The sequence below is a fragment of the Saccharopolyspora shandongensis genome (genome assembly GCF_900106995.1).
GTDB lineage: Bacteria > Actinomycetota > Actinomycetes > Mycobacteriales > Pseudonocardiaceae > Saccharopolyspora > Saccharopolyspora shandongensis.
On the sequence record NZ_FNOK01000006.1, the window covers coordinates 1 to 14,389 of the forward strand.

The 14,389-nt window shown below is 68.2% G+C and carries 17 protein-coding genes; 8 read left to right on the forward strand and 9 right to left on the reverse strand.

Annotated features, from left to right (window positions below; genetic code table 11):
- Nucleotides 1-336: 336 nt before the first annotated feature.
- Nucleotides 337-690 (forward strand): VOC family protein, encoded by a 354-nt coding sequence (locus BLW84_RS08040; protein ID WP_218157234.1) that lies wholly within the window; start codon nucleotides 337-339, stop codon nucleotides 688-690.
- 289 nt (nucleotides 691-979) lie between these two features.
- Here the strand turns inward: BLW84_RS08040 and BLW84_RS08045 are convergent, their stop codons facing one another.
- A complete protein-coding gene (locus BLW84_RS08045) occupies nucleotides 980-1,429 on the reverse strand; it encodes an ABC transporter permease (protein WP_143060889.1) in 450 nt (149 codons plus the stop codon).
- Nucleotides 1,430-1,434: 5 nt separating this feature from the next.
- Nucleotides 1,435-2,250 (reverse strand): ABC transporter permease, encoded by an 816-nt coding sequence (locus tag BLW84_RS08050; RefSeq protein ID WP_093263140.1) that lies wholly within the window; start codon nucleotides 2,248-2,250, stop codon nucleotides 1,435-1,437.
- Nucleotides 2,251-2,381: 131 nt separating this feature from the next.
- Here BLW84_RS08050 and BLW84_RS08055 point away from each other — a divergent pair, with 131 nt between their 5' ends.
- Entirely contained in the window at nucleotides 2,382-3,071 is a 690-nt protein-coding gene (locus BLW84_RS08055) for a hypothetical protein (RefSeq protein ID WP_093263143.1), read from the forward strand.
- 133 nt (nucleotides 3,072-3,204) lie between these two features.
- Nucleotides 3,205-3,366, forward strand: a complete 162-nt coding sequence (locus tag BLW84_RS08060; RefSeq protein ID WP_218157235.1) for a VOC family protein — start codon at nucleotides 3,205-3,207, stop codon at nucleotides 3,364-3,366.
- Between the two features lie 64 nt (nucleotides 3,367-3,430).
- On the opposite strand, the gene BLW84_RS08065 is transcribed toward BLW84_RS08060, so the two are convergent.
- Nucleotides 3,431-4,435: an Acg family FMN-binding oxidoreductase gene (locus BLW84_RS08065; protein WP_093263145.1), complete on the reverse strand. Its 1,005-nt coding sequence runs from the start codon at nucleotides 4,433-4,435 to the stop codon at nucleotides 3,431-3,433.
- 204 nt (nucleotides 4,436-4,639) lie between these two features.
- Here BLW84_RS08065 and BLW84_RS08070 point away from each other — a divergent pair, with 204 nt between their 5' ends.
- From BLW84_RS08070 to BLW84_RS08085, 4 genes are all read left to right on the forward strand, one after another.
- Nucleotides 4,640-5,488 carry a universal stress protein gene (locus BLW84_RS08070; protein WP_093263148.1) on the forward strand — a complete coding sequence of 283 codons (849 nt, stop codon included), beginning with the start codon at nucleotides 4,640-4,642 and terminating at the stop codon, nucleotides 5,486-5,488.
- 1,457 nt (nucleotides 5,489-6,945) lie between these two features.
- Nucleotides 6,946-8,061, forward strand: a complete 1,116-nt coding sequence (locus BLW84_RS08075; RefSeq protein WP_093263150.1) for a type III polyketide synthase — start codon at nucleotides 6,946-6,948, stop codon at nucleotides 8,059-8,061.
- Nucleotides 8,061-9,269 (forward strand): cytochrome P450, encoded by a 1,209-nt coding sequence (locus BLW84_RS08080; protein ID WP_177226354.1) that lies wholly within the window; start codon nucleotides 8,061-8,063, stop codon nucleotides 9,267-9,269. Before BLW84_RS08075 ends, BLW84_RS08080 begins: the two co-directional genes overlap by 1 nt.
- 63 nt (nucleotides 9,270-9,332) lie before the next feature.
- Nucleotides 9,333-9,806 (forward strand): cupin domain-containing protein, encoded by a 474-nt coding sequence (locus BLW84_RS08085; RefSeq protein ID WP_245761015.1) that lies wholly within the window; start codon nucleotides 9,333-9,335, stop codon nucleotides 9,804-9,806.
- A gap of 7 nt (nucleotides 9,807-9,813) precedes the next feature.
- On the opposite strand, the gene BLW84_RS08090 is transcribed toward BLW84_RS08085, so the two are convergent.
- Entirely contained in the window at nucleotides 9,814-10,599 is a 786-nt protein-coding gene (locus BLW84_RS08090; protein WP_093263156.1) for an ArsR/SmtB family transcription factor, read from the reverse strand.
- 88 nt (nucleotides 10,600-10,687) lie between these two features.
- Here BLW84_RS08090 and BLW84_RS08095 point away from each other — a divergent pair, with 88 nt between their 5' ends.
- Nucleotides 10,688-11,377: an alpha/beta fold hydrolase gene (locus tag BLW84_RS08095; RefSeq protein WP_093263158.1), complete on the forward strand. Its 690-nt coding sequence runs from the start codon at nucleotides 10,688-10,690 to the stop codon at nucleotides 11,375-11,377.
- Nucleotides 11,378-11,425: 48 nt separating this feature from the next.
- Here the strand turns inward: BLW84_RS08095 and BLW84_RS08100 are convergent, their stop codons facing one another.
- The 5 genes from BLW84_RS08100 to BLW84_RS08120 form a co-directional block, all read right to left on the reverse strand.
- Nucleotides 11,426-11,752, reverse strand: a complete 327-nt coding sequence (locus tag BLW84_RS08100) for a putative quinol monooxygenase (protein ID WP_093263160.1) — start codon at nucleotides 11,750-11,752, stop codon at nucleotides 11,426-11,428.
- Nucleotides 11,753-11,851: 99 nt separating this feature from the next.
- Nucleotides 11,852-12,790, reverse strand: coding sequence for an SRPBCC family protein (locus BLW84_RS08105; RefSeq protein WP_093263163.1), 939 nt, complete (start codon nucleotides 12,788-12,790; stop codon nucleotides 11,852-11,854).
- Nucleotides 12,787-13,113: an ArsR/SmtB family transcription factor gene (locus tag BLW84_RS08110; protein ID WP_093263166.1), complete on the reverse strand. Its 327-nt coding sequence runs from the start codon at nucleotides 13,111-13,113 to the stop codon at nucleotides 12,787-12,789. The genes BLW84_RS08105 and BLW84_RS08110 overlap by 4 nt, the downstream gene beginning before the upstream one ends.
- 50 nt (nucleotides 13,114-13,163) lie before the next feature.
- Nucleotides 13,164-13,565 (reverse strand): PaaI family thioesterase, encoded by a 402-nt coding sequence (locus BLW84_RS08115; protein ID WP_093263169.1) that lies wholly within the window; start codon nucleotides 13,563-13,565, stop codon nucleotides 13,164-13,166.
- Nucleotides 13,562-14,284: a 3-keto-5-aminohexanoate cleavage protein gene (locus tag BLW84_RS08120; RefSeq protein ID WP_093263172.1), complete on the reverse strand. Its 723-nt coding sequence runs from the start codon at nucleotides 14,282-14,284 to the stop codon at nucleotides 13,562-13,564. Before BLW84_RS08120 ends, BLW84_RS08115 begins: the two co-directional genes overlap by 4 nt.
- Between the last annotated feature and the right edge of the window lie 105 nt (nucleotides 14,285-14,389).

The following is a 14,389-nucleotide window of genomic DNA, read 5'->3' on the forward strand; positions in this document are numbered from 1 at the left end:
GTCCGGAGCCACGCCCACTGCGTGATGCTCGCCTTTCCCTACGTCCAGGCCGAGGAACACACCGAAATCGCTGCTCATCCACCGTGCCGTTCGTTTGTCTCGGGTGGTCGCCGGTCGAGCATCGAGCGCCGGCACCCACGTTACGACGAGACCTGCCCAGCAGGCGGCCGTGTCCCTATCAGCGGTCGGTCGATGCCACCAGGCCCGGTGACACCACCCCCCGGATCATGCCTACGACTGGGGGCGTCAGTCATGCCGGACCTGGCGACCACAACTCCTAGATCAGGAGCTACGAAAAAGGTAACGGGGCCGCCGGTCCTGTCTATGCTCAGGCCCATGGCACTGGAATGGGAACAGATCATCGTCGACTCCGCCGACCCCGTCGCTCTCGGGCGCTGGTGGGCCGAGGCTCTCGGCTGGGTAGTGGCCGACGAATCCGAGGAGATCATCGAGATCCGGCCTGAGCCGGACCAGATGCCGGGGCTGCTCTTCGTGCCTGTCCCCGAGGGCAAGACGTCGAAGAACCGGCTCCACCCCGACTTCCGCCCCGACGACCAGGAGGCCGAGGTCGCCCGGCTGCTCTCCCTCGGTGCCCGGCGCGCCGACACCGTGCAGGACGAGCAGCACTGGGTGACCCTCCTCGACCCGGAGGGCAACGAGTTCTGCGTCCTGAGTGAGCGGAAGAGCTGAGCGGAAGCACTGGCGGAAGCGCTGAGCGGAAGCACTGGCGGAAGCGCTGAGCGGAGGCCGGGCAGTTGTCCGGGGCCCCGACGTCCCACACAGCAACACGGACAGAATTGACACGGAAGCCGGATGGCGATGGCGCGGCGCACCCGAGCGGGCCGGCACCGCCGGGTTCGTGCCGCGCGAGTTCCTGTTCTCCTGCCCGGACTGTCCTGCGGTTCTCTGACCTACGCGGCACGACGTCGCGACGGCCTAGCCCAAGATCATCTCGTGGCGGGTTTGGAGCGTATCTGGGTCACACCCCGGCCAGGATCATCGCGATGATCGCGCTCTTCAAACTCGGCCCCATCGCGGCGGCGAAGCCGAGAGCCACGACCATCCCGGGCAGCGCCAGCGCGATGTCGGTGACCCGCATCAGCACCTCGTCCAGCCACCGGCCGCCGACGGTGGCCAGCACCGCGACCAGGCAACCGATGGCCGAATAGCTGGCCACCACGAGCATCGCAGCCAGCAGCGTTTCGCGGGCCCCGGCCACCAGCCGCCAGAGCACGTCCCGGCCCTGGTCGTCGGTGCCGAACCAGTGCGCCGCGCTGGGCGGTTGCAGGGCTTCCAGCACGTTGGAGCGGAACACCGACCCGGGCGCCAGCAGCGGCCCCAGCAACGCGGTGGCCACGACCACGCAGACCAGCGCGATCACGATCGCGTCGAGCGCGCTCCGCCGGGTCGACCTGATGAGTTGCGGCACGGTCCTCACCCGCCCATCCGGGTCGAGCGCAGCCGCGGATCCCGCACGAGCTGCACCACATCGGTCACGAGGTTGGCGAGCACGACCAGCACACCGATCGCCGTCACGGTGCCCAGCACCGCGAAGATGTCCCGCTGTTCCACCGCGTTCTGCAGGTAGGCGCCGACGCCGGACAGCCCGAAGATCGACTCGACCAGCACCGCGGAGCCGACCAGGATGCCGACCTCGATGCCGGTGAGCGTCAGCACCGGACCCATCGCGTTCGGCACCGCGTGCCCGCGCACCAACCGCCGCATCGGCACGCCCTTGGCCCTGGCGACGGTGATGTGCTCGCGGGCCAGCACGGTCAGCAATTCCGCGCGCAGCAACCGGAACAGCTGAGCAGCGACCGGGACGGCCAGCACCGACGCGGGCAGCACGAAGTGCTGGAGCGCGTCGTAGAACGCGTAGAGGTCACCGGCCAGCAACGCGTCGAGCATCGCCATGCCCGTGCGAGTCGGCACTTCGACGCCCGCCGAGAACCGGCCGGAGATCGGCAGCATCTCCAGCTTGGTGCCGAGCAGCCACTGCAGCAGCAGCCCCAGCCAGAAGGTCGGCAGCCCGGCGGTGATGACGACCAGGATCCGGCTGACCGCGTCGGTGGCCGCCCCGTGCCGCAGCGCCGCGAACGTCGCGGCTGGCAACGCCACCAGCAGCACCAACTCGGCCGTCGCGGGCAGCACCGCGAGCACATCGCCGAGCACCGGGTGCCGGGTCGCCGTGGAGGTGCCGAGATCGCCGTTCACGAGCCGGCCCAGGTAGCGGAAGTATTGCCGGTGCAATGGGTCGACGAGGTGCTTTACCGACCCGAAACGCGCTCACCTCGCATTCAGGCAGCAGCGGGACATCGAATCGCGTCGCCGAATGCGGGGCAATGCGTTGACGGTCGTGGTCTGAGCAAAGATCTACGGGCATGAACTACCAGGACCGCGTCCGCGCACACGTCGAGGAACTCCGCTCCACACCGGACGTCGTCATGCGCACCAGCGAGATCGGATCGGGCCCGCCCCGGGCGCTCTCAGCCGGCGATGTCGCGCTGATCGGCACCGCCTGGGGTGACGACGCCGTCGAGGGCGTCCAGGACTACCTGCTCAGCACCGATCACATCCACGTCACATGGCACTCCGACGACCACTACATCTACGGGGAGTTCGCGCTCAAAGATCTCCGGAACTGCCTGTCCGACTACGGCCTGCCCTATGTGGACGAACGGCTGCCCCCGGAGCTGAAGACGCTGGAGGAGGCACCCGGATCTGGCCGCCTCACCGCGTTGCGGGTGCCTTTCGGCGCCCAAAACCGGGAGCTGTGGCTCTACGACATGAACCGCGAGCGACTGGAGCCGCTGGAACTCGACTACCAGTCCTACCTGGAGAACCTGCTCCTCATGAAGGGAGCCCCGTTCTGGCAGTACCTCTTCATGGATGTCGACCTCTGCGACGGGGAGTTCCAGACGATGGTCAGCCAGCTGGACAGGACGCTGGAGGCGTTCCCCATCCTCTTTCCCGACCACGACTACAGCCGCCTGCAGGAACGCTACGAGGAGCGCTGTTCCAGGTCGCCGGTGTTTCGTCGGCACAAAGGTCCGTGGACGATCCAGTCCTAGCCCCGCCAAGCCGATCGCACCCCGGGCCGTGCGGTAGGAGGTCTCGGAGAAGAGGCTGCCGAGAATGGCCCGGCGGCTCCGACCCACGGGCAGATGCGGCCACCCCGGCCGTGCCGCACGAAGGAGACCGAGCATGACGATCAAGCGGATGGATCACGTCGGCATCGTCGTCGACGACCTCAAGGCCGCCGCGGCGTTCTTCGCCGAACTCGGCATGGAGCTGGTGGGCGAGGCGCCGGTCGAGGGGTGTTGGGTGGACCGAGCAGATCGGGTGAACGACACAGCGCCGTACTGACGGTGCTCATGAACCGTTCGTCACCAGGATGCGAGGAGCGCAGGGGAGTGGTCCCGGACGAAGCTCAGCTCTCGAACGCTCCCGAAACATCGTCGACGAGCATGTCGCCCACGTTGCGTCGAGGCGAGGGCACCGACGGCGCACCGTGCCCGATTCGCAGGAGCGCTCGCGGAACCACGTTCCCACCGAGCATCCGCTGGAGCTCTTCACGTGTCTCCGGCACCTCGACGACCTCGGAGATCATCGAGGCGACCAGCCCCTGCGCCGTCGTGATCAGCCACAACCGCTGCAAAGCCTGCCCAGCCTGCAGGTCCGCCTCCCGGCCGCTGTGCCGGGTGCACAACACGACCAGCAGCGGATTGGACTCGAACTCCGTTCCCGGCGAGCGCTCGGTGTGCCCCGCGGTGAAATCGCGGTGCACCCACTGGTCCTTCGGCTCCGGCTTGGGGCCCGCCGCCGACACCGGCACACCCTCGGTGGTGTCATCGGTGCGCCCGATCCATGCGGCCATCTCGGTTCGGAAGCGGGCGTCGGCCATCTGCGCTCGATGCGCGCGATGCACCAAGCCCTCAAGCGTGCCCTGCTCACCTGGCTGGACGACATGCAGCCACGCTTGCTCCTCATGAGCGGCACGCATCAGCAAGTGCCGGTCCGCTGCGGACACCGGGATGTTCCGAAACGGCTGCCGATGGCTGTGCCGCTCGGTGATCGCCTCGTAGCACCGGAGGTTTTCCGGGCGCTGATCCACGTGGCCACCGCTACGCACCTCGGCCAACGCGGTGGCAGCCGCCAAGCGCGGAAGCAAGGTCACCACCGGCCGGATGCCCGCCTGCTCCAGGGCGAGCCGCAGGTTGAACAGCGCCGCCCCGCACGCCAACCGCAGCTCCCGGTCCTCCGGATCGGCGACCGGCAGGTGCCGCTTCGGATCGGCGTGCAGTTCGATCAGGTGAGGCAGGACCCGGAAGCGCCACGGCTGGCTGTTGTGCAGCGACGGAGCCATCCCGGCCAGCCGGACGACCTGCTCCGTCTGCCCAGATGTCAACCCGAAGGCCGCGGGGAACGTTCGCATGCACGACTCCTCACCTTCGATGCTGCCACTGTGACCGCTCGAAGTCCGCCGGGTGAGAGTCCAAGTGCCTTCCAACAGCAGGTGACGAAGTGCCCTGATGCCCGTCGCCCGACCTACCGCGGTACGGGCACGGAGTCCTCCGGGAACGCCCGACTTGTGCGGTTCTGCCGCGGCTTTACGGTCGGTCTGGGGAAGGAGACGAGTATGCGCAAGGCGAACATCGTGGGCGTCGACGGGTCCGAGTCGGCGCTGAACGCCGTCCGGTGGGCCACTGCCGACGCCGCGCTGCACCGCGTGCCGCTGCGGTTGATCTCAGTCGGAGCGGAGTCGCTACCGGACAAGGCGCGTGCGGCCGAGGAGTCCGCACGACGCCGTTGGCTGGCCGTGGCCGCACAGCAGGTCGACGAGGTCGCACCAGGCGTCGAGACGACGTCGGAACTGCGCCGGGGCGCCCCGCACGCCGTTCTCGTCGAGGAGTCCGCACAGGGCCGCCGGGTGATCGTGGGGATCCGGGGCCTCGGTGAAGGCGGGGGCATGATGGTCGGGTCCACGGCCGAGACGGTCGCCATGCACGCCGAGTGCCCGGTGGTCGTCGTGCGTGCTCGCGACGTCGAACCGGCCGATCCGGGGCCGATCCTCGTCGGCGTCGACGGGTCCCGCGTCGGCGAGGCAGCCGTTGCCGCGGCCTTCGAGGAGGCTTCGGTGCGCCACGCGCCGCTGGTGGCCGTGCACGTCTGGATGGACGTCGAAGTCGAGCCCTGGCTCGCCCGCGACGACGACCGGGAATGGGAATCGATCGACGAAACCGAGCGAGCGGTGCTCGCCGAGCGCCTGGCCGGCTGGCGGGAGAAGTACCCGGACGTCGAGGTGCACCGCGTGGTGGAACGGGACCGGCCGGTCCGCTACCTCGTCGAACACGGCAGGCAGGCGCAGCTGATCGTCGTGGGCAGCAGGGGGAGAGGCGGCATGACCGGCATGCTGCTGGGCTCGACCAGCCGTGCCCTGCTGCACATGGCCCCGTGCCCGGTCCTGATCGCCCGCTCCACGACGTGACCTCCGTGGACGACCGGGGGACGATGCGGCAGGGTAGGGCAGCCTACGTGCCGACCGCGCAGCCGCGCTCTGATGCATGGGGAGAGGGGACTGCGGCCTCGTAGGGGCGGAGGGGATGAGCCTTTCCTGCAGGTACAGGGGGAGCTTGCTGCCCGGAGTGATCGAGGAAGCGGCTTCCAGGAACGGATGTACGGGGGATTGGCGACGAGTCCGGGCGGCGCGAACAAGGACTTTCGGTATGCGCCTTACTTTCTCCATTTGATGGATAACGTTGATTATCCATCAAATGGAGACGTGGTGTGGTGAGAGAGCCGACCCCTTCCCGGGGGATCGATAATCGCTCGCCCGGGACGATCGGCTCTTTCGCGGCCCACGCCACTCAACGGCTCCGCATCGGCACACCATGTGCTTTGCCGACAGGTCGAATCGTCGGCCGGGTCATTCCAGATGGCGCGCCAGGCGGATCCGGCTCAGCCCGCCGTGAATCATGTGGATCATGATCCGGCGGATTGAAGCGATGATGCTCCGCAAATGGATGCCCTGTCCCCGCCTACCTGATTTTGTCACTGTGACGTTAATAGGTGCGGCAACGGGACCCTGGTAGATCGAGCCGGATGGGCGACTGGAGGACCTTCGCCGGCCCCCGAGACCGCAGCTCGCCAAACTCGGCGCTCCGCAAGGCGGCTGTGGCGGCCAAGCCTCGCGACACCGTGCCGACCAACCGCCAACTCGGCGCACGACGCAATCCCGCGGCCGATGTCGCACTCAGCGCTCGACGCGACCTCGGCGCCGCCGCCGGATCACCAAGCGGCATTGTCTGGCTCGGCGACATTTGGCGCGGAAGCTTGGTAAACAGGCCCTTCTGGCTGCCGTCTCCGCAGGTCGTTAAAACGCCGATAATGTACATTATGTTAAGTAACGTGTTTGAGGCTCCGCCCGACCACTACCCCAGATCCTCGGGCTCCGACTACGGGCCGGTCGCGTCATCGCACGAACTGACGGCACGCCGAGTCCGCCACGTTCATCAACGCCCCTGCATCCCGAGCGACGGAAAGGCTGCTCGTGCCGTGACATGCGCGCTGCACACCTTGTCCGGCGCGCCAGGTTTTGCATCGGCGAGGAATCTGCGTCTGATCACCGGAATCAGCCGCCTCTCCCCTTGCCGTCCCGTCCGAGATCAACACCGCGAAGAGGTAGACGCATCGCGATGTGTTGATGGCTTGCGCGACGGAGTCGCCCCACTCCCCTTGCTCTCAAAGATGAATCGTGCTGGCGTGCCCGGAATCTCATTGGGCATTCACGTGAGTTAGTCACGCACCATGGCCGCGTCCTCCCATCAGTGGCTATGCCGGGGGAAACGGCCCTTCACGGACGACCCTTCCTCGCGCCGCACCGGATGATGAGTGCCGAACCAATTCGGCTTCGCAGCAGGTTGGCTCGTACGTCTGGAGGCATTGGTGGCAGTTCTGTGCAGACCGGCGGTCGCCGTTCCCGAGCACGTCATCACCGTGGAGGAAACTCTTGAGCACGCCCGTCGAGTCCACGCCGATCACCCGCAACTCCCCCTCGCCCTGCGGTTGATCAGCAACACCGGGGTCCGCAAGCGCCACCTCATCCGGCCGATCTCCGAAACGTTGCAGCACCCGGGATTCGAGGTGCGCAACAGGATCTACGAGGAGCAGGCCAAGCTGCGTGTGCCGGCCGTCGTTTCTCGGGCGCTGGCCAATTCGGGGTTGCGCGCCGAGGACATCGACCTGCTGGTGTACGTCTCGTGCACCGGGTTCATGATGCCGTCGATGACGTCGTGGCTGATCAACTCGATGGGGTTCCGCCACGACACGCGGCAGCTGCCGATCGCGCAGCTCGGGTGCGCTGCTGGTGGCGCGGCGATCAACCGCGCGCACGACTTCTGCACCGCCTACCCCGACTTGAACGCGCTGATCGTCGCCTGCGAGTTCTGCTCGCTGTGCTACCAGCCTGACGATCACGACATCGGTTCGTTGCTGTCGAACGGGTTGTTCGGCGATGCCGTCGCGGCTGCCGTGGTGCGGGGTTCCGGTGGCAGCGGGGTCCTGCTGGAGCGCAATGCCGCGGCGATGATCCCGAACACCGAGGACTGGATCTCCTACCAGGTGAAGGCGACTGGCTTCCACTTCCGGTTGGACAAGCGGGTGCCGACGACGATGGAGCCGCTGGCGCCGGCGCTGCGTGCGTTGGCGGATCGGCATCGGTGGGATGTCGCGGGGCTGGACTTCTACATCGTCCACGCCGGTGGGCCGCGGATCCTCGACGATCTGACGAAGTTCTTGGGGGTGCCGCCGGTGGCGTTCCGGTACAGCCGGGCGACGCTCACGGAGTACGGGAACATCGCCAGTGGCGTTGTGCTCGATGCGTTGCTGCGGATGTTCGACGAGGGTTCGGTGCCGGATCGGGCGCGTGGGTTGATCGCCGGTTTCGGTCCGGGGATCAGCGCGGAGATGGCCGTCGGCCGTTGGGTTTCGGGGCCGGAGGCGACGATCGCGCGTCCCCGGGGTGAGCGGGTGGCGGTTGCGCGTCCGTTGGGAGGTCGCTGATGTCGGATCGGTGTCCGGTGCGGTGCTACGTGCCGCCGAACATCGCCGGAGTGGGGTTCGATCCGGATCTGGCCGCGTTCTCGCGGGATGAGCCGGTGGCGCGGATCCGGATGCAGTTCGGGTCGGGTGAGGCGTGGCTGGTGACGCGGTACGAGGACGTCAAGTTCGTCACCTCGGATCCGAGGTTCAGCCGGGCGGCGATCGCGGGGCAGCCGTTTCCGCGGATGACGAAGCACATCATCCCGTTGGACCGGGCGGTGAGCTATGCGGATCCGCCGGGGCATGCGCGGATTCGGCGGGTGGCGGCGAAGGTCTTCGCGCAGCGCAACGTCGAGCGGTTGCGGGCGCGTGCTGAGCAGGTGATGGCCGAGCGGATTGCGGCGTTGGTGCGCGCGGGGTCGCCGGCCGATCTGGTGGAGCACGTGGTGGCGCCCTTCCCGATGGCGATGATCGGTGACGTGGTGGGTGTTCCGGAGGCCGATCGGCCGTGGTTGATGTGGTGCGCGGAGACGTTGTTCAGCATGGCGCGCGACGAGTCGGAGGTGGCTCGCAACGGTCGGATCAAGGACGAGTTGTACGCGTACTTTCACAAGTTGGTGGCGCGGCGTCGCGGGTCGTCGGGTGATGATCTGCTGACGGTGCTGGGTGATGCGCGCGATCGTGGCGAGATCGATGACGAGGAGCTGGGCGCGCTGGTGGTGCTGGTGTCGCTGAACGGGTGGCACGCGGTTCGCTACAACAGTTCGAACATGGTGTACGTGCTGTTGACGGAGCCGGGTTTGCGGGATCGGTTGGTGGCGGAGCCGGGGCTGGTTCCGCATGCGGTGGAGGAGCTGCTGCGTTTCATCCCGCACAAGCGCGGTGTCGGGCAGCCGCGGGTGGCCACGGAGGACGTGGTGATCCGGGGGGTGCGGATTCGGGCCGGGGACGTCGTGCACGTTTCGTACGTGACGGCGAATTGGGATCCGGAGGTCTTCCCGGATCCGGAGCGGTTCGATCTGGGGCGTGCGGAGATTCCGCATGTGGCGTTCGGGCATGGGCCGCATTACTGCGTGGGGCCGTTGTTGGCGCGGATGGAGTCGCAGGTGCTGCTGGGGGGTTTGGTGGAGCGTCTCCCCCGGCTTCGGTTGGCGGTGCCGCCGGAGGAGGTCCGGTGGCGGCAGGACGTGATGATCCGCGGTCCGGTTGATCTGCCGGTGGCCTGGTGATTCGGGGAAGGTTCAGCGCTGATGCAGGGTTTGGTCGTTCCGCCTGGTCATGGGAAGCGGATCGTGACGGGTGCGCAGGACGTGACGTTCAAGGTCACGGGGGTGCATTCGATGGCGGCGTCGAGTTTCGAGGTCGTGGTGCCGCCGGGTTTCGACGTCGGTGCGCATGTGCATGCCCGCAGCGAGGAGTTGTTCTACGTGCTGGAGGGTGAGCTGGAGCTGCTGGCGTTCGAGCCGGTCGTGCGTGGTGGGGACAGCTGGTCGGAGTGGGAGGGCGATTCGGGGCAGCGGGTTTGTCGTGCTGGTCCGGGCAGTGTCATGTTCGTGCCGCCGGGGTGTCCGCATGCGTTCGCCAATCGTGGTGAGGTTGCGGCGCGGATGTTCTTCCAGTCGTCGCCGCCGTCGCATCACGAGCGGTACTTCGAGGAGTTGTTGGAGCTCTTGGAGGCTCCGGGTGGTGTGGATGATGCGGCGGTGGCGGAGTTGCGGCGGCGTCATGACATCGAGCAGTTGACGCCGTTGCGGTTCGATGCGTGAGGTGTTGTTAGGCGTCGGGTAGTGCTTCGCCGGTTTCCAGCAGGGTTTTGAGGCTGGAGAGCAGGGCGGGCCAGCCTTGGGTGATCATGCCGAGCACGGTGCTGTCGGGTTCGAAGCCGTCGTGGATCACGGTCAGTTTGACGATGTCGCTGAGGGGTTCGATTTCGAAGGTCACCTTGGAGCGGGGTTCGGCGGCGATGGTGGTGAGCGTGTCGTCGTCGATGCCGCTGCCTTCGGCCCATTGCGGGGTGAAGGTGTGCCAGGTGTAGGCGAGTTTGCGGTGGGGGTCGGCTTCGAGGACGAGCTGGGCGGGGTCGGTGATCGTGGTGCCGGGTACGTGCCAGGTCATGGTGGAGCCGGGTTGCCAGTCGGTGTCGATGGTCAGGCCCCAGTAGCGGCGGGTGAAGGCGGGGTCGGTGAGGGCTTGCCAGAGCTGTTGCGGTGTGGTGTTGATGTAGGTCGTGTAGACGAATTCCGGGTTGTTCACGGGTTGCTCCAGTGCGGTTTTGAGGTCTGCGAGTGCGCGGATGCGGTGTCGGTCGTACTGGTTGATCCAGCGTTCGGTGATGGCGTTGATCGGTTCGGCGTTGAGGTAGTGGAGCTTTTCGCGGCCGCGTCGCACGGTGGTGACGAGGTTGGCGGCTTCGAGCACTGCGAGGTGCTTGCTCACGGATTGCCGGGCCATGTCCAGGCCGCTGCACAGGTCGCGCAGGGTTTGGCCGTTGTGCGCGTTCAGGTTGTCGAGCAGTTGGCGACGGTGGGGGTCGGCCAGTGCTTTGAACACGTCGTCCATGTCACCTACCAAAAGTGCAGCCGGTTGGCTGCCCGAATATAGGCAGCCGATCGGCTGCATGTCAAAAGATGCCGGTTAGGCTCCCGGCATGGCGGTGGTGCTGGTGCACGGCAGCTTCCTGGGCCCTTGGTCGTGGCGTGATGTCGTCGCGGATCTGGAAGGCGTGGGGATCGCATGCTCGGTAGCGGATCTGCCCAGCGGGTTCGGTGGCATCCGCGATGCCGCCGGTGATCTGCACGACGATGCCGCCCTGGTGCGGGAGCTCCTGGACGCCGCGATCGAACCGGTGGTGTTGTGCGGGCACTCCTATGGCGGTGCGGTGATCACCGAGGCGGCGGCCGGGCATCCGGCGGTGCGGCGGCTGGTGTACCTCTGCGGCGCGATGCCCGATGCCGGGCAGAGCCTGACCGATCTCGCTCCCCCGCCCGCCGTTGAGCTCGGGGCGCGGGAGGCGGTGCGGTGGCGGGCGGACGGCTTGCTGGAGCTGACCGCGGATTCCGCACGGGAGGCGTTGTTCCACGACTGTTCCGCGGCGCGGGCCGAGGAGGCGATTTCGTTGCTGCGGCCCAGCAATCCAGTGGTCAGCGGGCAGGGTGTGCAGGCGGCGGCGTGGCGGGAGGTACCGGCGACCTTCGTGCGGGGCGTGGCCGACCGGATGCCGGAGCTGGTGTCGGGCTCGGTCAGGTGGAACGCGGTCGAGGTCGTGGAGCTGCCGACCGGGCACTGCCCCCACTGGTCCCGTCCGGATCTGGTCGCCGCCCTGCTGGCCGAGCTGTGACGATGGCTGTGGTGTCGTGCGTGCCTGGACGCACGACACCACAGCGGGTCAGTCCTGCACGGCCATCTCGCCGAGCAGCGACCAGTCCTGCTGGTCCACGGTCGCGTTGACGATTCGCGGGGTCTCGGCGAGGTGCGGCGGCAGGGTTTGCTGGGCCTGCTTGAAGTGCTCGGACTGGACGTGCGCGGCGCCGGCCTGGTCGTCGCGGAAGGCTTCGACCAGGACGTACTCGTTCGGGTCGTCGAGGCTGCGGGACCAGTCGAACCACAGGCAGCCGGGCTCGGCGCGGGTCGCCTGGGTGAAGTCAGCTGCGATCTCCGGCCACCGGTCGGCGTGTTCGGGCCGGATGCGGAACTTGGCGGTGATGAAGATCATCGCGGGTACTCCTTCGGGCGTCGTGGGTGCTCGGCTTCCACCGGGCTCGATGATCCTAAGGAACCGCGCGCGGGGCGATTCGGGCTGGTCGGCTTCGATTCAGCCCAGGCCGAGGCGTTGCGCGTAGTGCTCGCGCAGCTGCTCGGTGCGGTCGGCGGGCCAGGGGCAGCGGATGTCGCCGTGCAGGGTCGCGAACACGCTCTCGAAGTAGACCTGCCATGCCGCCAGGAGGGTGGCGCGTTCCGTAGCCTGTGCGGTGGGCAGGGTGTGGGTGAGTGTGAGGCGGGTGCCGATCGGGTGCTGGTCGCGCAGCTGGAACCGCACGGTGCCGCCTGGTTGCCAGGTGTATTCCAGGGTGTTCGGAGCTTCGACGGCGGTGAGTGCGCCGGCCTCGCCGTAGCCGTGGGTGCTCTCCAGCGGTGGCTGGGCGCCTGTGGTGGGGTTGCTGTCGCCGGTGATCAGCGTCCAGACCTCGTGGGGGGGCTGGACGAAGTCGCGTTCGAAGCTGATCTCGTAGCCGTTGTCGGTCTCGTGGAGTTCGCCTTCGCCGAGCCCGAACTGCTCGATGTAGGCCTCGGCGCGTTCGAACCAGGTCTGCATGGAGAACTCGGCGGTCGTGCCGGTGAGCCCGGCCGCGAGGCTGTCGAGGCAGGCGTCCCAGCCGGCGGCGTGGCGGGCGATCGACGGGCGGTCGCTGTCGGGGCCGTGCAGCGCGTGGCTGAACACCAGCAGGCAGCCTTCGGGGCGCGGGAGCAGTTCGCAGCGGATGACGTCGGTGTCCCAGCGGAAGGCGAAGACCTTCGGCGGGTCGGCTTCGAGGATCTCCCCCTCGTCGGCGGCGTCGGAGCCGTCGAAGGTGAAGCGCATCTTGGCGCCCGGGACGGGCTGGTCGAAGTCGATGCGGGCCGGGAACCAGTGGGTCAGCTCGGCGGGGTCGGCGATGGCGCGCCACACCTTCTCCGGCGGGTGGTGCAGCAGGCGTTGCAGGCGCAGGACCGGGCGGTCGCCGATCATCGTGACAGACGTGTCGGTGTTCATGACTGGGTGTCCTCCGGGTCGGACATGGCGTCGAGGTGGCGTTGCAGGGCGTCGAGGCGTTCGTGCCACATCTGCCGGTAGGGCGCCAGCCAGGCGTCGATTTCGGCGAGTGGCTCGGGACGCAGCCGGTACCAGCGGCGTTGGGCGTCCTGGCGGACTTCGACCAGGCCTGCTTCGCGCAGCACCTTGAGGTGTTTGGACACCGTGGGCTGGCTCAGCGGGAGGTGGTCGACGAGGTCGCCGACGGCTCGTTCGCCGGTGCGCAGCAGGTCGAGGATGTCCCGGCGGTGCGGTTCGGCCAGGACTTCGAAGGTACTTGCCACCCCGTCAATATAGCCGAGCGGAAATATGCCTGCTCGTCGGCGGCGTGGGATCAGGCCGAGAGCACGGCCTGGGTCTGGGTGGTGTGCCCGATGCGGCGCCCGTCGTCGTCCAGCAGCTCCGTCTGCACCGCGATGTTCGTGCGGCCCACGTGCAGCGGGCGGCTGACCGCGTGCAGCGCACCCTCGCGCAGCGCGCGGAAGAAGTTCGTCTTCGATTCGATCGTGGCGGTGTGCGCACCCTCGGGGAGGTTGAGGAACGCGCAGATCGCGCCGATCGAATCGGCCAGCGCCATGACCGCTCCCCCGTGCAGCACTCCTCCTGCCGTGCAGCGCTGCGGTGCCCAGTCCAGGTGCCCGCAGACCTCCTCGGTGCTCGCGGAGTCGATCTGCACGCCCAGCGACACCGCGAACGGCATGAGCCCGACGAGCTGCTGGTGGTCGACTGCGGTCATGAGCTCTCCTCGGCGATGATCCGGGTCGCGGCGGCGACCAGTTCGGCGTTGTCGGCGGCGACCTGCCCGTCGGGCAGCAGCAGGGTGTCCTCCAGGCCGATGCGGGTCGCGAGCCCGCGGCGGGCCGCGATGGTCAGCACCGGCCACGCGCCGGCCGCCTCGCCGTGCAGCAGGATCGGTGTCGCCGCCGGGCGCAGCCGCTCCAGCAGTGCTTCGGCCGTCGCCGGGGCGCCGCGCGCGGTCAGGTCGGTGACCTCGGCCAGCACCCGCAAGACCCGGCCGCGGTGCGGGGAGCGCAGGAACTGGTGGTCGCCGTCGGTGCCGGAGTAGATGCCCGCCTCGACACCGATACCGCGCTCCAGCAGCACGGCCGCGACGTCGTCCGCGCCGGGTTCGTGCCAGTTCACCGAGGCGTGATCGGGCAGCACCGTCCACGCCCGGATGGCCCGGATCCGGTCGGCCGTGTCGGGCGCGGTCCAGGCTCCAGTGGTGACGCCGACCCCCACGCCGGGCGCGGCGGCCCGCACCGCGCGCAGCGCGGCGGCGACCGCGTGCGGGTCGAGGCTGTCGGCCCCATCGGGTGCCTTGGGATGCAGGTGGATGTCGGTGGCGCCGGCGGCGATGCTGTCCGCGGCGGCCTTGGCCAGTTCCTCCGGACGCACGGGCAGGTGGAAGTGCTCGCGCGGCGATCGCGCGCCGTTGAGGCAGACCTGCAACATGTCCCGATTCTCCCCTGTTCCGGCGGGCGCGCGGAAGCTGACGACCCCGTTTCGTGATCATCGTGGGCGCCACAATCCGCCCGGATCGGTGATTGCGGCACCTGT